Origin of the sequence: Streptomyces rimosus, from assembly GCF_008704655.1 — a bacterium.
GTDB lineage: Bacteria > Actinomycetota > Actinomycetes > Streptomycetales > Streptomycetaceae > Streptomyces > Streptomyces rimosus.
Window position 1 is genome coordinate 3,405,760 of sequence record NZ_CP023688.1, and the last position, 17,240, is coordinate 3,422,999.

General features: G+C 72.0%; 14 protein-coding genes. 6 read left to right on the plus strand and 8 right to left on the minus strand.

From position 1 onward, the window contains the following. Window positions 1-46 precede the first annotated feature (46 nt). Window positions 47-2,437, minus strand: coding sequence for an ABC transporter family substrate-binding protein (locus tag CP984_RS13920; RefSeq protein WP_003982314.1), 2,391 nt, complete (start codon window positions 2,435-2,437; stop codon window positions 47-49). 504 nt (window positions 2,438-2,941) lie between these two features. On the opposite strand from CP984_RS13920, the gene CP984_RS13925 reads away from it, so the two are divergent. The 4 genes from CP984_RS13925 to CP984_RS13940 all read left to right on the plus strand — a co-directional run bounded on the left by CP984_RS13925 (window position 2,942) and on the right by CP984_RS13940 (window position 6,994). After that, window positions 2,942-3,259, plus strand: coding sequence for a hypothetical protein (locus CP984_RS13925; protein ID WP_003982315.1), 318 nt, complete (start codon window positions 2,942-2,944; stop codon window positions 3,257-3,259). A 70-nt stretch (window positions 3,260-3,329) separates the two neighbouring features. Continuing rightward, window positions 3,330-4,190, plus strand: a complete 861-nt coding sequence (locus CP984_RS13930; protein ID WP_003982316.1) for a hypothetical protein — start codon at window positions 3,330-3,332, stop codon at window positions 4,188-4,190. 15 nt (window positions 4,191-4,205) lie between these two features. Beyond that, window positions 4,206-6,209, plus strand: coding sequence for a fumarate reductase/succinate dehydrogenase flavoprotein subunit (locus CP984_RS13935; protein ID WP_003982317.1), 2,004 nt, complete (start codon window positions 4,206-4,208; stop codon window positions 6,207-6,209). Beyond that, the gene (locus tag CP984_RS13940) at window positions 6,206-6,994 is read left to right on the plus strand and encodes a succinate dehydrogenase/fumarate reductase iron-sulfur subunit (protein ID WP_003982318.1); all 789 of its coding nucleotides are present in this window, start codon (window positions 6,206-6,208) and stop codon (window positions 6,992-6,994) included. The genes CP984_RS13935 and CP984_RS13940 overlap by 4 nt, the downstream gene beginning before the upstream one ends. A 30-nt stretch (window positions 6,995-7,024) precedes the next feature. Here CP984_RS13940 and CP984_RS13945 read toward each other — a convergent pair whose 3' ends face one another. From CP984_RS13945 to CP984_RS13970, 6 genes are all read right to left on the minus strand, one after another. Next, window positions 7,025-9,835, minus strand: coding sequence for a SpoIIE family protein phosphatase (locus tag CP984_RS13945; RefSeq protein WP_100246579.1), 2,811 nt, complete (start codon window positions 9,833-9,835; stop codon window positions 7,025-7,027). 161 nt (window positions 9,836-9,996) lie between these two features. Continuing rightward, a complete protein-coding gene (locus CP984_RS13950) occupies window positions 9,997-10,455 on the minus strand; it encodes an ATP-binding protein (protein ID WP_030181979.1) in 459 nt (152 codons plus the stop codon). Window positions 10,456-10,757: 302 nt separating this feature from the next. Beyond that, on the minus strand, window positions 10,758-11,174 hold the full coding sequence (locus CP984_RS13955) for a (deoxy)nucleoside triphosphate pyrophosphohydrolase (RefSeq protein WP_003982321.1): 417 nt from the start codon (window positions 11,172-11,174) through the stop codon (window positions 10,758-10,760). A gap of 39 nt (window positions 11,175-11,213) precedes the next feature. Beyond that, complete coding sequence (locus CP984_RS13960) at window positions 11,214-11,393, minus strand: SPOR domain-containing protein (RefSeq protein WP_003982322.1); 180 nt, start codon at window positions 11,391-11,393, stop codon at window positions 11,214-11,216. A gap of 321 nt (window positions 11,394-11,714) precedes the next feature. Beyond that, complete coding sequence (locus CP984_RS13965; protein WP_003982323.1) at window positions 11,715-13,409, minus strand: APC family permease; 1,695 nt, start codon at window positions 13,407-13,409, stop codon at window positions 11,715-11,717. Window positions 13,410-13,822: 413 nt separating this feature from the next. Next, complete coding sequence (locus tag CP984_RS13970; protein WP_003982324.1) at window positions 13,823-14,575, minus strand: GntR family transcriptional regulator; 753 nt, start codon at window positions 14,573-14,575, stop codon at window positions 13,823-13,825. A gap of 327 nt (window positions 14,576-14,902) precedes the next feature. Between CP984_RS13970 and CP984_RS13975 the strand changes: the two genes are divergently transcribed. Then, a complete protein-coding gene (locus CP984_RS13975; protein WP_030181983.1) occupies window positions 14,903-15,625 on the plus strand; it encodes a PIG-L deacetylase family protein in 723 nt (240 codons plus the stop codon). Here CP984_RS13975 and CP984_RS13980 read toward each other — a convergent pair. Beyond that, a complete protein-coding gene (locus CP984_RS13980) occupies window positions 15,613-16,581 on the minus strand; it encodes an alpha/beta fold hydrolase (RefSeq protein ID WP_003982326.1) in 969 nt (322 codons plus the stop codon). The genes CP984_RS13975 and CP984_RS13980 overlap by 13 nt on opposite strands. A gap of 129 nt (window positions 16,582-16,710) precedes the next feature. Here CP984_RS13980 and CP984_RS13985 point away from each other — a divergent pair, with 129 nt between their 5' ends. Beyond that, complete coding sequence (locus tag CP984_RS13985) at window positions 16,711-17,220, plus strand: hypothetical protein (RefSeq protein WP_003982327.1); 510 nt, start codon at window positions 16,711-16,713, stop codon at window positions 17,218-17,220. The last annotated feature ends 20 nt before the right edge of the window (window positions 17,221-17,240 follow it).

Here is a 17,240-nt window from a genome sequence, read left to right on the forward strand (position 1 = left end):
CGCCCCGGACGATCACCGGGGCGGCCGTCCCTTACGGAGCCCGCCGTCAGCTCTTCTTGAAGCCGATGTCCTGGTAGCGCGGCGTCGAGAAGCCGAACGCGCCCGCGTTGACCAGGTTCTTCTTCACCGCGACGACCTCGGGGCGCTGGTAGAGCGGTACCGAGCCGGCCGCCGCCCAGATCCGGGCGTCGGCCCGCTCGACCAGCTCGCGGGAGGCGTCCTCGTCCAGCTCGGCCGCCGCCTGGTCGAACAGCTGGTCGATGTGGTCGGTGCCGACCCGGGTGTAGTTCTGTTCGACGGTCAGGCTGCCGTCGGCGGCGGGCTGCGGCTTGGCGTAGATCGGACGGCCGTCGGTGGCCGGGTAGGCGGAGCCGGGCCAGGTGTAGAGCGCCAGGTCGAAGTCGCCGGCGGCGATGTGGTCCTCGAAGTAGCTCTTGTCCGGCACCTTCCGTACGACGGTCTGCACCCCGATCCGGGCGAGCATCGCGGAGATCCGGTCGGCCACCGTGCGCAGCCGCTCGGAGCCGGGGCCGTCCGGCAGCACGAAGCGCAGGGCGAGCGGCCTGCCGTCCTTCTTCACGGCGGCCGGGCCGCCCGCCGCGGGGTCGGCCGGGCCGGCGAGCCCCAGGACGTCCGCACCGACCGGCTTGCCGTCGGCCGCCCGGCCCGGCCCGTCCCGCCCGTCCGGGGTCCGTACGCCGCCGGGCGCCGGGGCCACCTCGATCATCTCGGCGGCGCTCAGCGCGTTGGCCGCCAGCATCTCGTAGCGCCGGTAGTCCGCGTACGCGGCGGTGGCCGTGTTGCCCTCTGCGGTGGTGCGCCGGTCGGCGGCGGCGGTCTTGTAGAAGACGGCGCTCTGCCGCAGCAGGGTGGAGCGCTGGAGGTCGGCCGCCCGCACGCCGGCCGAGGACAGCGGCGTCGTCGGTACGGTGCCGGCCCGGACCACGTCGCCCCCCTTGTCGTCGTGCCCGGCGTCCACCTTCTTGTCCGGCTGCTGCGGCTCGGCCGTACCGGCGGGCGCCCGCCAGCCCGCGTCCGCCAGCATCGCCCGCGCGGCCCCGGTGTCCGGTCCGCCGAGGGCGCCACTGTGGTCCGCGTAGCCGGGCTGGCCCGCCATCAGCAGGTGGCTGCCGAGCGGGCGGTTCGGCAGGCCGAGCGGCTTGAGCACGCTGTCGGCCAGCTTCTGCCGGTCGATGGCGCGGGCCACCGCGCGGCGCACCCGTTCGTCGTTGAGCGGGTTGGTGCTGCCGTTGAGGGCGAGCTGGGTGTAGGCGGGTTCGAGGGCCTTGCGGACGGTGTAGCCGCGCAGCGCCTGCTGCTCGGCGGTGGACGCGCGGCGGGGCGGTACGTCGTCGCCGCCCGGGGCCGGGGCCGGGGAGCGCTCGGCGTCGTTCTCCGCGCCCTCCGCGCGCCCGGCTTGTGAAGCTGCGCCGGGCGCCCCGGCGCTCGGTGAGCCCGCGTGGGGCGAGCCGGCGCCGGACGAACCGGTGCCCGGCGATCCGGCTTTCCCCGACGCGCTGCCCGACGGCACGGACGGCGCGGGCCGGCCCGCCGCGGTGATCTTGCGGGCGTCGTCCGGGTCCACCTCGGCCAGGTCGAGCGTCCCGGCGGCCAGCGCGGCGGCCCGCTTCTCGCGCGGCACCGCCGTCAGCACCACCTTGTCCAGCTTGGCGGGCGCGCCCCACCACTTCGGGTCGCGCGCGAGGGTGAGGGTGCCCGCCTGCTCGTCACGGCCCTGCACCGCGAACGGCCCGGCCGTCTCCTTCAGCTCTTCGCGCGCGCCGTCGTTGAAGGCGCGCGCGTCGCCCATCACGCTCTTCGGGTACAGCGGTGTGAACAGCGACTTCCAGTCGGCGTACGGCTTGGCGAAGGTGACCTTGACCTCGCGCGCGCTGCCGCCCTGCTCGACCTTCTCGATCCGGTCGTAACCGGCGTTGCGGGCGCTCCAGTACGCGTTGTCCTTGCCGCGCAGGGCGTTCCACTGAGCGGCGAAGTCCTCGGGTCCGACGGCGCGTCCGCCGCTCCACCGGGCCTTCGGGTTGATCTTGTAGACAACGGTCTGGCGAGGCTCGCGGTCGGTGACGTCGGCGGCGGCCAGGTAGTCCGGGTTGCGCTGCGGACGGCCGCGCTGGTCCAGGGTGAACAGCCGGGGCAGTACGGCCTCGGTGACGCGCCGCGTGGCGGCGTCCGCGCGCGGCTGGAAGGCGTTCAGGGTGCCGGGCACGGCGTCCACCGCCCAGCGCAGCGTGCCGCCCTGGCGCACCCGGTCGCGGGCGGTCGCGGCGATGTCCTGGGCGCCGGGGGCGGCCTCCTCGGCGTCGTCGCCCCCGCCGCAGCCGGTCAGCACCGGCAGTGGCAGCAGCACTCCCGCGACGAGGAGCGCGGCGCAGCGGCGCCTGCGGCAGGCCGCACCGCCTGGCCTGACGGGGTGGGTCATCACGGTTACCTCCGGGGCTCGCCCGCGCCGGACCACCGCGGCGGACCGCGGGGCCACGGATCACGTTCGGCCGACTTTGCGGCTCATCACATCTATGGCTCCACCACTGAAGGCGACCGGCCCCCGTGCGGGCGGGCGACACGTCGGCCACGGCCGGGAAGGCCACCCGCCCGGCCCAACCGCCCGCGCCGTGCCGGTGGCGCCGGTGCGCGCGGGACCTCGTACGCGAGACCGTCCGGCCCCGGCCGTCCGGGCCGCGCGCGGGGAGAGCGTACGGGCCCGCGCCCGCTGGCGTACGCGCCGCCGTACAAACGCACGCCCCGCGGTACGGACCGACGGCGCACACCTGCCGAAACACGCCGGTCCGGTTCCGCAATCGCGGCAGATCCCTTCCCAATCGCGACTGTGACGCGCGACACTCGCAGGCGCACGCCGCTGCGCCCGGGCCGGTGTCCGGGGCCGCGCGGAACGGTGCCGACCACACCCGCGGAGGTGAGGCAAGTCATGTCACTTCAGGACGACCTGACGGCTGTTCAGCGCAATCTGGACGATCTGGAACGGTCGGTCGGCCAGCTGGAGCGACGGGTCGGCGGCGGCCTGGACATACGCCGCGTGCGCAGCGACACGGATCGTTTGCGCGAAAGCCTGCAACTGCTGCGGGAAGGCGCCGCCGGACCGTCCCGCGCGCGTCCCGCGGGCGGCGGGTCCGCCCCCGTACCGGGCCCCGAGATGGTGACCATCCCGGACACGCCGTACGACACCGCCCTGTGGGCCGGCGCGGAGGACGAGGGCCTCGGCGCGCTCGGCCGCCGGGCGCCGTAGGGCACCCGCCCGTACCGCCGCCGAGCGCCACCCGTCCCACCCCCCAGACAGCCGTCCACGGAGACCGACGTTGGCCACTGGCACCGAACCCCAACCGCATACCGACGCACGCGGCGCGAACGGCGCGGCCGGCCCGTACAGCGCCGGAGTGCGCGCCCCTTCGCGCGCCGCGATATCCGCCCGCCACCTGCGCACCGACCGCTGGTGGCTGTACCCCGCCACGACCGCGGCGGGCCTGTTCGCCTTCGTCGTCTACTCGACCTGGCGGGCGTTCGCGAACGCGGACTACTACTCCGCGCCCTACGTCTCGCCGTTCTACTCGCCGTGCCTGGCGCAGAACTGCCATCCGATGCGCGGCGGCCCCAACTGGGAGATCTTCGGCGCCTGGTGGGGCCTGTCCCCGGCACTGCTGATCCTGATCTTCCCGCTGGGCTTCCGGCTGACCTGCTACTACTACCGCAAGGCGTACTACCGCGGCTTCTGGGCATCGCCGCCGGCCTGTGCGGTCGCCGAGCCGCACAAGAAGTACACCGGCGAGACCCGCTTCCCGCTGATCCTCCAGAACATCCATCGCTACTTCTTCTACTTCGCGGTGGTCGTGGCGGGCATCCTCACCTACGACACGGCGCTCACCTTCAGGAACGCGGACTACGAGTGGGGCCACATGGGGCTCGGCACCCTGGTCTTCCTCGTCAACATCGCGCTGATCTGGGCGTACACGATCTCCTGCCACTCCTGCCGGCACATCATCGGCGGCCGGCTGCGGCACTTCTCCAAACACCCGGTGCGCTACCGCCTGTGGGGCTGGGTCGGCAAGCTCAACGCACGGCACGCGGCGCTCGCCTGGGCCTCGCTGATCAGCGTGGCCGCCGCCGACTTCTACGTCTTCCTGCTCGCCACCGGGGTCTTCGACGACCCGCGGTTCTTCTAGGAAGGGTGCCTGGTGATGACGCAGCTGGACCGGCAGGAGTGGGACGTCGTCGTGGTGGGCGCGGGCGGCGCCGGACTGCGCGCCGCCATCGAGGCCCGGGAACAGGGCATGCGGACGGCCGTGATCTGCAAGTCGCTGTTCGGCAAGGCGCATACGGTGATGGCCGAGGGCGGCATCGCGGCCAGCATGGGCAACGTCAACGAGGGCGACAACTGGCAGGTGCACTTCCGCGACACCATGCGCGGCGGCAAGTTCCTCAACCACTGGCGGATGGCGGAGCTGCACGCCCGCGAGGCGCCGCAGCGGGTCTGGGAGCTGGAGACCTGGGGAGCGCTGTTCGACCGCACCCCGGACGGCCGGATATCGCAGCGCAACTTCGGCGGCCACGAGTACCCGCGCCTGGCGCACGTCGGCGACCGTACGGGCCTGGAGCTGATCCGCACCCTCCAGCAGAAGATCGTCTCGCTCCAGCAGGAGGACGAACGCGAACTCGGCGCGTACGACGCCCGGTTGAAGGTGTTCCAGGAGTGCACCGTCACCCGCGTCCTGAAGGACGGGGACCGGGTGGCCGGCGCGTTCTGCTACGAGCGCGAGTCCGGCCGCTTCTTCGTCCTCCAGGCGCCGTCCGTGGTGCTGGCCACCGGCGGCATCGGCAAGTCCTTCAAGGTGACGTCCAACTCCTGGGAGTACACCGGTGACGGGCACGCGCTCGCGCTGCTCGCCGGGGCGCCGCTGATCAACATGGAGTTCGTGCAGTTCCACCCGACGGGCATGGTCTGGCCGCCGTCCGTCAAGGGCATCCTCGTCACCGAGTCGGTCCGCGGCGACGGCGGGGTGCTGCGCAACAGCGACGGCAAGCGCTTCATGTTCGACTACATCCCGGATGTGTTCAAGGAGAAGTACGCGCAGTCCGAGACCGAGGGCGACCGCTGGTACGACGACCCGGACCACAACCGCCGCCCGCCCGAGCTGCTCCCCCGCGACGAGGTCGCGCGGGCCATCAACGCCGAGGTCAAGGCGGGCCGCGGCTCCCCGCACGGCGGTGTCTTCCTGGACGTGTCCACCCGGATGCCGGCCGAGGTGATCCGGCGGCGGCTGCCGTCCATGCACCACCAGTTCAAGGAGCTGGCGGACGTGGACATCACCGCCGAGGCGATGGAGGTCGGGCCGACCTGCCACTACGTGATGGGCGGCGTCGAGGTCGATCCGGACACCGCGGCGGCCACCGGCGTACCGGGCCTGTTCGCCGCGGGCGAGGTGGCCGGCGGTATGCACGGCTCCAACCGGCTCGGCGGCAATTCCCTGTCCGACCTGCTGGTCTTCGGCCGCCGGGCGGGCCTGTACGCGGCCGAGTACGCGCGGTCCCGCTCCGCGCGCCCCGCCGCCGACCCGCTCCAGCTCGACGCGGCGGAGGCGGAGGCGCTGCGCCCGTTCAGCGCCGAGGGGCCGGACGCCGACCACGCCGGGCGCCCCGCCGAGAACCCGTACACCCTCCACCAGGAACTCCAGCAGTCGATGAACGACCTGGTGGGCATCATCCGCAAGCAGGGCGAGATGGAAGAGGCCCTGGAACGCCTCGCCGACCTGCGGGTGCGGGCCCGCCGGGCCGGTGTCGAGGGCCACCGGCAGTACAACCCCGGCTGGCACCTGGCCATCGACCTGCGCAACATGCTGCTGGTCAGCGAGTGCGTGGCGCGCGCGGCCCTGGAGCGTACGGAATCCCGCGGCGGGCACACCCGGGACGACTACCCGGAGATGGACCGGCGCTGGCGCCGGGTCAACCTGGTCTGCGAACTGGCCGACGGCGGCCCGGACTCCCCGCCGCAGGACCCGGCCACCGGGCAGATCCGCCTCGTCCGCCGCGAGACCCCGCCGATCCGGCCCGACCTGCTGGAGCTGTTCGAGCGGGACGAGCTGGCGAAGTACCTGGCGGAAGAGGAACTGGCGGCCGAGGCCGCGCCTTCCGGACCGGCGGCGCCGGCCGCCGGAACGACGGACGACGAGGGGACGAGCCGGTGAGCGCGCAGTCCGACGCCTACAAGGCGCACTTCAGGATCTGGCGGGGCGACGCGGACGGCGGCGGTCTGGAGGACTTCCGCGTCGAGGTCAACGACGGCGAGGTGGTCCTGGACATCATCCACCGGCTCCAGGCCACCCAGGTGCCCGACCTGGCCGTGCGCTGGAACTGCAAGGCGGGCAAGTGCGGGTCGTGCAGCGCGGAGATCAACGGGCGGCCGAAGCTGATGTGCATGACCCGGATGTCCGTCTTCGAGCGCGACGAGACGGTCACCGTCACCCCGATGCGGACCTTCCCGGTCGTCCGCGACCTGGTCACGGACGTCTCCTTCAACTACGCCAAGGCCCGGGAGATCCCCAGCTTCGTCCCGCCGCCCGGCCTGGAACCGGGCGAGTACCGCATGCGGCAGGAGGACGTCGGCCGCTCGCAGGAGTTCCGCAAGTGCATCGAGTGCTTCCTGTGCCAGGACACCTGCCACGTCGTGCGCGACCACGAGGAGAACAAGTCCGCCTTCGCGGGACCGCGCTTCCTGATGCGCATAGCGGAACTCGACATGCACCCGCTGGACGCCGCCCCGGAGACCGGCCTCGACCGCAAACGCACCGCCCAGGAGAACCACGGCCTGGGCCACTGCAACATCACCAAATGCTGCACCGAGGTCTGCCCCGAGCACATCCGGATCACCGACAACGCCCTGATCCCGCTGAAGGAACGGTCGGTCGACCGCAAGTACGACCCGCTGGTCTGGCTGGGCAGCAAGATCCGGCGGCGGAACCGTACGGACTGAGGTCCGGACCCGGCCGGCTCCGGCCCCCGCTCAGAACAGGCTCAGCAGGGCGTCCGCCGGATCGGGGACGGCGGTGTCCCCGTCGGGCAGCGCCAGCTCGAACCAGACGGTCTTGCCGCGGGGCGTACGGCGGCTGCCCCACCCGGCACTGAGGAGACCGACGAGCTGCAGGCCCCGCCCGCCCTCGTCGGTGTCCCGGGCCCGGCGGCGGCGGGGCTGGGCCAGGTCCGCGTCCCAGACCTCGCACACCAGCGTGCGGTCCAGCAGCAGCCGCAGCCGGATCTCGCCGTGGCCGTGCCGCAGCGCGTTGGTGACCAGTTCGCTGACCAGCAGCTCCGTGGTGTCCACCAGGGCCTCCAGGCCCCAGTCCGTGAGCTGGTCTCGGGCCAGCTCACGGGCGCGGGAGACCGAGCGGGCCTCGGGGGCGAGGTTCCAGTCGCCGACGGAGTCCTTGGGCAGGCCGTGCACCCGCGCCATCAGCAGGGCAATGTCGTCCTCGCCGTGGCGGGTGTCCAGCGCGTTCAGTACGTGGTCGCAGACGTCCTCCAGAGGGCGCCCGGTCTCCGACAGGGCCGTACGGAAGGCGCTCAGGCCCTCGTCCAGCGGGTGTTCGCGGGATTCGACCAGGCCGTCCGTATACAGGGCGAGCAGCGCGCCGTCGGGCAGTTCGACCTCGGTCTCCTCGAACGGCTCGCCGCCGACGCCGAGCGGCATGCCGGGCGGCACGTCCAGCAGCAGCGCGTCCTCGCCCTCCTCGACCAGGATGGGCGGCAGGTGGCCGGCGTTGGCGAACGTACAGCGCCGGGTGACCGGGTCGTACACGGCGTAGACGCAGGTGGCGAGGTAGACCTCGGACAGGTCGGCGGTGCCGGGGCCCGGCCGGGGCGTCTCCGCCGAACAGTCCGCGGACGTCTCGGCGGAGGGCGCGGTACGGCTGCGGGGGGCGCGCGCGGCCGTACGGGCGCCGCCTCCGGTGGCCCCGAGCCCGCGCGCGATCTCGTCGAGCGCGGAGAGCACCTCGGCCGGTTCCATGTCGAGCAGCGCCAGGGTGCGTACGGCCGTACGCAGTTCACCCATCGCGACGGCCGCGCGCAGCCCGCGCCCCATCACGTCGCCGACGACCAGCGCGGTGCGGTGGCCGGGCAGCTCGATGACGTCGAACCAGTCGCCGCCGACCTCGGTCGCGGTGGTCCCCGGCAGATAGCGGCAGGCGATGTCCAGACCGGCCGCCTCCGGGTCGCCCGGGGGCAGCAGGCTGCGCTGGAGGATCAGCGCGCGCTCGTGCTCCCGGCGGTACAGCCGGGCGTTGTCGATACAGACCGCGGCGCGCGCGGCCAGCTCGACGGCGAGGGCGGTGTCCCGTTCGCCGAACGGTTCGCTGCCCTTCGTACGGGAGAACTGCACCAGCCCGACGACCGTGTCCCGGGCGACCATCGGCACCGCGAGCGTCGAGTGCACCACCGCGCCCAGCTCGGCCCGCTCCTCGCCCTCCCGGCCCGGGACGATCTGCGCCTGGGCGGTACGCAGCGCGCCCGCGCACGGGGAGTTGAACGGGTAGCGGTGGACGGCACCGACCTCGACCGGGCCGCACTCCCCCTCGGTGACGCCACAGGCCGTGGTGGCCAGCGGCGCGTCCGAGACGGCGCTGGCGAAGGCGACCCGGCGCAGCTCGGCGCTGCCGTCGGCCATCCCCGGCGGCGCCTCGTCACCGGCCAGCAGCCCCTGGTAGAGGTCCACCGAGGCCAGGTCGCAGAACTGCGGCACGGCCACGTCCAGTAGCGTGCGGGCGGTGGTCTCCAGGTCCAGGGAATTGCCGATACGGGCACCGGCCTCGTTGAGCAGGGCCAGGTTGCGGCGGGCGCTGGCGGCCTCCCGCTCGGCCCGCCGCCGGCCCGTCACATCGGCGGCGAGGGCCGCGACGCCGATGGGGCGCCCGCTGGCGCCGTGCAGCCGGTACAGGGAGACGGACCAGCGGCGGCGGTCGGCGTCGGGGGGCGCGGGGGACGGCTCGGCGGCGGACGGCTCGGGGCCGGCGGGGGCAGGGATGGACGGCGTGGGGCCGGGCGGGGAGGGGGCGGTCGCGGCCGGCGGGACCGTACCGACCAGTTGCATCTCCGCGACCGACTCACCGGTCTCCAGCACCCGGCGCAGCGCCGCCCGGAGCCGGTCCGCCTCGGAACGCGGCAGGAAGTCGTGCGGTCCGCCGCCGCGGTACTTGGCCGGGGGGCCGCCGAAGACGGTCGCGAAGCGCTCGTTGACGCGGCGGATCCGCAGGTCCGTGTCGAAGAGCACGAAGCCCATGGGAGATTGGCCGAAAACGGCCTGAGAGGCGGCTATATCCGTCTCGATGCCGCGCAGCGCGCGGACGTCGACGACCAGACAGACCGCGGCGCGCTCGCCGTCCGCGGTCTCGGACGGCATCACGTAGATCTCGGCCAGCCGCTGGCGCCCCGGCTCCCCGGTCTCCTCGTCCGCCTCGCGCGTCCGGTAGGGGACCAGGCCGGTCCACTCCCGGCCGTCGAGGATCTGCGACACCGTACGGCGGGCCTGTTCGTGCAGCTCATGGGGGACGAACGCGGACACCGGGTCCTTGCCGACGGCGTACCGGGCGGAGATGCCGAGCATCTCGGCGGCGCGCTCGCTCCACCGGTCGATGCGGCCGTCGGGACCGAGCGAGAAGGACGCGACGCGGATGTAGTCGTAGATGGAGCCGGGCGGGCTGCTCTGCCATATCGGCGGGCCTTCCGGGCCCTCGGGCCCCGCAGGCCGCGCCGGACCGTCCGTACCACCCGGCCCGGCCGGCTGCGCGGGTCCTGCCCCGCCAGATGACTTCTCGCTCACGAGCCCCGTCCCCTCCAGCTCATCGTGCCCGGACCGGACGAGCCGAGTATCCAGCACCGCGGCTATCCGGAACACGGTCTTCACGATCACAGCACAGTCTCGATCGCAGGCCGTCCACAGAATGTCAATGAAACGGCAACGATCAGGCCGCCACCAGACTCCTAACCCGCCACAGACAGCTCGAACCACACTGTTTTACCCGTCCTGCCGTGCCGGGTGCCCCAGCGCCGCGAGGTGCACGCCACCAGTTGCAGTCCCCGGCCCCCCTCGTCCTCGGGGGCCGCGGCGCGCTCCTGCGGCGGATCGGGCACCGGGTCGGACACCTCGACGAGGAGCTCGCCCCCGCTCTTGAGGACCATACGCACCCCGATGGGCCCGCTGGCATAGCGCAGGGAGTTGGTCACCAGCTCGCTGACGAGCAGAACGGCCAGGTCGGCCACGGAGTCCAGCCCCCAGTCCCGGAGTGTCTCGCGGACCACGGCACGGGCGGTGCGCGCGGAGCCGGGTTCGGCCGGGAAGCTCCATTCCGCGATGGGGGACCCGGAGATCACACCGCGCCGGGGCGCGTAGGACGCGGACTCGGGGGCCCCTGCCGCTGCGCTGTCGCTCACGCCGATCACTTCCCAGCCCGGTGCGAACACCCTCCGGATTGTCCGTGGTGAGGGGGTAAACAGCACATACCCGATATCAGGGTCGCAATATCGCCCTCAATAGCGCACTGTGGCACAAACGGCGTACTGAGGCAGACGGGGGCTCGCCCCGTACGCCTCGTACGGCACGGGGGCACTCCGGGGCGCCACCCATCGCGGGAGGCCGGACGCAAGCCCCGCGGCGGCCCCGTACGAGGGACGCGCGTCGGTCCGATGATCGGCCCGTATGGGGGAAGGGGGTGACCGGGCGCCGGGCCCGTACGCGCTCCCGCTCAGCCCCCTGCCGCGTACGCGTTCCCGCTCAGGCGTCGCATCGCCTCGGCGACCGCCGGGCGGTCCTGGTCGAGCCAGTCGACCTCGTGTTCCTGCTCCGGCGCCAGCCAGCACAGCGCGTCGTGGTCCTGGAGGGGCCGGGGCTCGCCGGACACCAGCCGGGCCGTCCACACCCACAGGACCAGCCCGGGGCGCAGCGCCCACTCCCCCGGAATCCGCTCCACCGGTTCCGCCTCGATCCCCAGCTCCTCGCGGAGTTCGCGCGTCAGCGCCTCCTCGGGCGTCTCGCCGGGCTCCACCTTGCCGCCGGGCAGCTCCCAGCGGCCGGCCAGCGCGGCCGGAGCGCTGCGCCGCGCGGCCAGCAGCCTGCCTCCGTCGAGCACCGCCGCGCCCACCACCACACGCACGTCCGTCATGCGCGGCAGCCTACGTCCCCCCGCCGCCGTCCCCGCACGTCAGGTGGTGGCGTGGTTCACCCGCTCCACGACGTAGAGCCGCCCGTGACTGCGGGTGTCGAGCCGGTCGGCCACCTGCTCCGCTTCCGCGCGGGTGGCGTAGCGGCCGACGCGATAGCGGTTGCCGCCCTCGTCCTGACGAATGACGAGCCAGGGCAGCACCGCGCCACTGTCGGTCATCGCGCCCCTCCGTCCGCCGTCCGGCGCGCCGTCGCGCGCCCCTCCAGATCTGATGCCGAAACCGCATACCGCATATGCCCGAGCCTACGCCCGACCTTTACGCACCGGATACGGATTTGCACAAAGAGGTACCGAACCGGCCACCGGACAGCGCGTGCACCCCCTCCGGCCACTCCCGGCCGGTGCGCGCACGCTGTCGCCCTCGTACGCGAACGGGCGCCGCCGGCGGCTCCTGCCACCGACGACGCCCGTCGACTGCGCTTCACGAGGGACGCGGGGGCGGCCCGGCGGTTACGCCGCGCAGCCCTCCGAGCGACCCTGTCAGGCGGTCCCCGCCTCGCACTTGGCGTCGGACTTCGCACCGTCCGCGCCCGGCTCACCGGCCGCCTCGGCCTCCGCCTCCGCCAGCGACTCCGCCTCGGCCTGGATCAGCGACGGGTTGCGCCACGAGCTGCGGACGCCCCAGACGTAGAAGAGCAGGCCGATCACCGCGACCACGAGGATGTCCCAGCCCGCCGGCAGGTAGCCCTTGCCGCCGAACTCCTCGCCGCCCATGTACGAGACGCACGCCATGACCAGCAGGTACGCCACCATCCAGGCGCCCGCCTTCAGGTGCGGCTTCAGCTCGGCCCACGGCTTGCGCAGCTCGTACCAGGCCCAGACCGGCAGACCGACCGCCATGATCAGGATGACCTTGCCGGTGAGCGGCCAGCGGCCCCAGTACAGGACGAGCGAGCCGAAGACCATCGCGATGGGCGCGACGACCGGCATGATCTTCAGCTTCACCGGCCGCTTGAGGTCGGGGGCGAGCCGGCGCAGCGACATCACCGCGACCGGGCCGGTGATGTACGAGATGACGGTGGCCACCGAGACGATCTCGGCGAGCGAACCCCAGCCGCGGAAGACCGCGAGGAACAGGAACGCGATGAACAGGTTGAGGATCAGCGCGGGGCGCGGCACACCGGTCTTCTTGTCGACCCGGCCGAAGATCTTCGGCAGGTGGCCGTTCTCCTGCACGCCGTGGATCATCCGCGAGGTGGTCGCGGCGTAGATCATGCCGGTACCGGACGGGGAGACGAAGGCGTCCGCGTACAGCAGCAGCGCCAGCCAGTTCAGGCCCCAGGCGATGGCGAGGTCGGCGAGCGGCGAGTTGTAGCCGAGGTGGGCCCAGCCGCCGGCGGACTCCAGCTTGCCGCCGGGGACGGCCATCAGGAAGGCGACCTGGAGCGCGACGTAGATGACGAGCGCGATCACGATCGAGTAGATGACGGCCTTGGGCAGCGACTTGCCCGGGTTACGCGCCTCGCCCGCCATGTTCAGCGGCGACTGGAAGCCGTTGTAGGCCCAGACGATGCCGGAGAGGGCGACGGCCGAGAAGACCGCGCTCCAGCCGTTCGGCGTGAAGCCGCCGTGCTCCTTGATGTTGGCGGTGTCGAAGTGCGCCAGCATCAGCGCGCTGGCGGTCAGCACCGGCACCACGACCTTGAAGATCGTGATCGCGGTGTTGGTCTTCGCGAAGAGCGAGATCGCGAACCAGTTCAGGAAGAAGTAGAAGATCAGCAGGACGCTGGCCAGGGCGACACCCGTGCCGGTCAGCTCCTTGCCGTCGTAGAGCGCCTTGGCCCACCCGAAGTCCCAGGAGCTCATGTACTGGACGGAGGCGGTCGCCTCCCCGGGTATGACGGAGACGATCGCGATCCAGTTGGCCCAGGCCGCGAGATAGCCGGCCAGCGAGCCGTGCGAGTACTGGCCGTAGCGGACCATGCCGCCCGCCTTCGGGAACATCGAGCCCAGCTCGGTGTAGGTGAGGGCGATCGTGAGCGCGACGGCCGCGCCGATGACCCAGGCGAGGATGGCGGCGGGACCGGCGATGGAAGCGGCCCGCTCGGCCCCGAAGAGCCAGCCGGAACCGATGATCGACCCAAGACCCGTGGCGGTCAGGGCAATGGTCCCGAGGGACCGTCGGTAATTCGAGTGGGAGCCCTGCTCCGCGCTCTGGGTCTGCGTCGTGCTCAACGTGCTTGGTCTCCTGATCTTCCCCCGTGCCGTGCACAAACTTCGCCATCGTAAGAGCGAATTGGAAGATCGGAATCCCAAGCGGGGTCAAAACTCGGGTCTGGCTGAAGGTGTGTGAGGTTTCCAACACGTCAATTGCCTGGGCAAATCCGGACATACGCGTTTTTAGGGGGTGGCTACTTGCGGGTTACGCGTCAGTACGGAACGTGCGATCTTGCGTTTGACGTCGCCGAAATTGGTATGGGGGAGCGGGTTTCGGCCATTGATGGGGTGGGAAGGGGGCGATGAATGTGGCGGGAGGGGCGTCCATCGGAGGCCATCGGCGTCCATCAGGTCCATCAGCACCCGCCGGACACCCGGCGTCACCGCACCGGCACGCTTCGGCCCCGCATGCCTGCTACCTGCCGCATCGGCTAATGCACCGGCAGGTGATACGCGACCCGATGGCGGTCGGCGAGCGTGACGACGTCGGCGGTCTCCACCGGGCGGCCGCCCGCGAAGTACGTACGCGAGATGACCAGCACCGCGTGGCCCGGCACCCCGCCCAGCGCCATGGCCTCCTCGGCCAGGCCGGGGCGCGCTCCGACCTCCTCGACGACGTTGTCCACGATCACGTCGATGGCCGCCATCCGCTCGACCACGCCGCGCCCGGCCAGCGGCCCCTCCTCGGGCAGCATCACCGGGGTGCGCCCCGTCAGGTCCAGCGGCTCCCAGGAGGTCGAGAGCATGGACGGCTCACCCTCCGCGCGGAAGAGATAGCGCGTGCGCATCACCCGGTCGCCCACCTGGATGCGCAGCCGGGACGCGACGGCCGGGCCGGCCTCCTCCCGCTCGCTGCTGGACTCCCAGGTGCCCTTCACCCGCTCGTCGGCCTGCTCCTGCCGGAAGGGCGTGGCGCCGACGCCGGTGCGGTAGCCGGCGCGGGCGATACGGCGTGGGACGGGCTGCTCGCGTACGTACGTCCCGGAGCCGGAGCGGCCCTCGACCAGGCCCTCGGCCATCAGGACCTTGCGGGCCTCCAAGGCGACGGTGTCGGAGACGCCGTACTCCTCACGGATGCGCGCCTGGGAGGGGAGGCGGGTGTGCGGGGGCAGCACACCTTCGACGATCTTCTGGCGCAGGTCGCCGGCGACGCGGAGGTACGCGGGCTGCTCACCGAAAGGCACATGCCCCTCCCAACAGCTTGACAGTCAGCAACAGCGTGGCAACCGCGCGTTGTTGACCGCAAGCCTGGGCCAGTAATTCACTCGAAGTGATGAAGCCCAGCTCAACCGATGTGCCGATCATGGAAGTTGGCCGCCTCACGACACGCGTTCCCGGCGGTCCGGCGCGGCCGTACGTTTCGTGCGAAAGTCGGTACGACATGTCGTCCGACAGTCGGTACGACCCGCCCCGCGCGCCGATCGGCGCCCGAGCGGTACGGGAAGGAGCCCACCGTGCCCGACGCCCCCCGCACCGGCACCGAACGGCCCTCCACTCCTCCCCTCTCCCCCATGCCGGAGGACTGGCAGCGCGCCCTCGCCGTCGTCGCCCACCCCGACGACCTCGAATACGGCGCGGCCGCCGCCGTGGCCGAGTGGACGGCCGCCGGCCGCGAGGTCACCTACCTCCTGGTCACGCGCGGTGAGGCGGGGATCGACGGGCTCGGCCCCCAGGAGTGCGCCGCGGTCCGCGAGGCGGAGCAGCGGGCGAGCGCCGCCGTGGTCGGCGTACGGACGGTGGAGTTCCTGGACGGGCACCAGGACGGCGTCATCGAGGCCGGGCTGCCGCTGCGGCGCGACCTGTCGGCCGCCATCCGCCGGCACCGCCCGGAACTGCTGATCACCCTCAATCACCACGACACCTGGGGCGGGGTGGCCTGGAACACGCCCGACCACCGGGTGGTGGGCCGCGCCGCCCTGGACGCGGCGGGCGACGCGGGCAACCGCTGGATCTTCCCGGACCTGATCGCCGAGCAGGGGCTCGACCCCTGGGACGGCGTCCGGTGGGTGGCGGTGGCCGGGTCCCCGTACCCCACCCACGCGAAGGAGGTCGGCGCCGGGATCGAGCGGGCCGTAGCCTCCCTGGCCGAGCACCGCGCGTACATCACCGGCCTGGAAGGCGCCGGCCAGGACCCGGCCGCCTACGCCCGCGGCTTCCTGGAGCCCATGCTGCGCGGGGCAGGCGACCAGTACCGCGGCACCCCCGCCACCCTCTTCCAGCTCTACCCCCGCTGAGGCGGGACCCCCCACTCCCCCGCCCCCACACGCCGGACAAAGTCCGCCACCAAAGCAGCAACCTCCCGCGGCCGCTCCAACAACATCGCATGCGTGGCATCCACCCCCGCCACCTCGACCCACCTCTCGGTACGCGCCAACTCATCCAGATCCGCGTGCAACCCCTTCACGTAGGCCGCCATCAACTCATCCATCCACGGCATACCGGGCGTAGAAGGATTCGGCCGCAACGCGCGAACAATCAGCAACGGCTTCCGCACCCGCCGATACAACCCGAACAAATCAATCCCCGCCATAGCCTCCTGCATCCCAAGCCCCGCCACCCGCTCGGGCCGCAGATAAACCTCCCCCTCCGCATTCCGCACAGCTCCCCGCCGCCCTCCCGCCTCCAGCAACTCCCTCGAAACCCCCAACTCCTCCGCCATGACAGCGTTATAGGCCAATACACCCTCCAGCCCACCTCCCGGCAACGGCCGCCCCATGGCCGCATCGGCGAATGCCCGAACTTCCGCCAACCGCCGCTCCACGTACCCCCTGTCCAACCCCACGTACTGCTCAGCCCGCCCCATCCCATGCCCATCCAAATTCACCGCACCAAGCGTCCCGTCCAGCCCCTCCAAGCAACAAGCCGCAACCATCCCACCCAACGAATGCCCCACCACCACAGCACCCGCAATCCCCAACTCCTCCAACACGGCCCCCACATCAGCAACCGCCCCCTCAAACGTCCAAGGCTCGTCCCCACCCCCCGACTTCCCATGCCCCCGCAAGTCCATAGCCACCACCCGATGCCCCTCGGCCAACAACGGCCCCACAAGCTCCCAGTCCACCAAGTTCCGCCCGGCCCCATGCAGAAGCAACAGGGCCGGCCCGTTCCCGCCGTGGTCCCGCACGGCGATCTCCACACCGTCCGGCGCGACAACCCGAATGTCCTCAATGTCATGCGCAGCAGTCATGCCTTCACGCTAGGCCGCCGAAATCACCCCAAGATCATCCGCAAGAACGTAGATTTCCCTGGCCGGCGCGGCCCATAATGGACTTACGCCACTCGGCGAACGGCCCTCACTCAGTGGAACAACACGCAGATGTTCGGCATCGAGAACTACAGCCCACGCTGGCTGAACGGCATCGCCGGCATCCGCGCAACGCACGCACAACGCCTGCGGACGCTCATCGGCCGCCCGCTGACGCGCCTGTGGCTCGTCTGGGACACCCAGGACGACGAGTGGTTCAGCGACTGCCCCGTACTTCTCGACTTCGACGGCGAGCAGGTCGAGATCAACCACTACAAGTTCCACGACCTGTCGATCACCTGGAACTCCGTGGACCCCCGAGTTCCTCTGCAGTGGCCGGCCTTCCCTACACAATGGCGTCACGACGCGGCCCCACAGACGACCGTCCTCCTCGGACAGCCCCTCCAGGACATCCAGCTCCTGGACTGGCAAGGCGCCGACATGGCCCAGGGAATGGTCGCCGTCAGCTTCCTCTTCCCGTCCGGCCGCATAACGATCTACAACGCCCTGGACGAAAACGGGCTGACCTTCGCCGAGCCGGGGCCCGAGTATCGGCGCCACACACTCGCAGCGAGCGCATGAGCGACCGGGGCCAGGCCTTG

Coding starts and splice junctions, on each gene's coding strand:
- CP984_RS13935 (WP_003982317.1), top strand. CDS start 4,206: ATGACGCAGCTGGACCGGCAGGAGTGGGACGTCGTCGTGGTGGGCGCG.
- CP984_RS13975 (WP_030181983.1), top strand. CDS start 14,903: ATGCCGGAGGACTGGCAGCGCGCCCTCGCCGTCGTCGCCCACCCCGAC.
- CP984_RS13980 (WP_003982326.1), bottom strand. CDS start 16,581: ATGACTGCTGCGCATGACATTGAGGACATTCGGGTTGTCGCGCCGGAC.
- CP984_RS13920 (WP_003982314.1), bottom strand. CDS start 2,437: ATGACCCACCCCGTCAGGCCAGGCGGTGCGGCCTGCCGCAGGCGCCGC.
- CP984_RS13955 (WP_003982321.1), bottom strand. CDS start 11,174: ATGACGGACGTGCGTGTGGTGGTGGGCGCGGCGGTGCTCGACGGAGGC.
- CP984_RS13985 (WP_003982327.1), top strand. CDS start 16,711: ATGTTCGGCATCGAGAACTACAGCCCACGCTGGCTGAACGGCATCGCC.
- CP984_RS13925 (WP_003982315.1), top strand. CDS start 2,942: ATGTCACTTCAGGACGACCTGACGGCTGTTCAGCGCAATCTGGACGAT.
- CP984_RS13960 (WP_003982322.1), bottom strand. CDS start 11,393: ATGACCGACAGTGGCGCGGTGCTGCCCTGGCTCGTCATTCGTCAGGAC.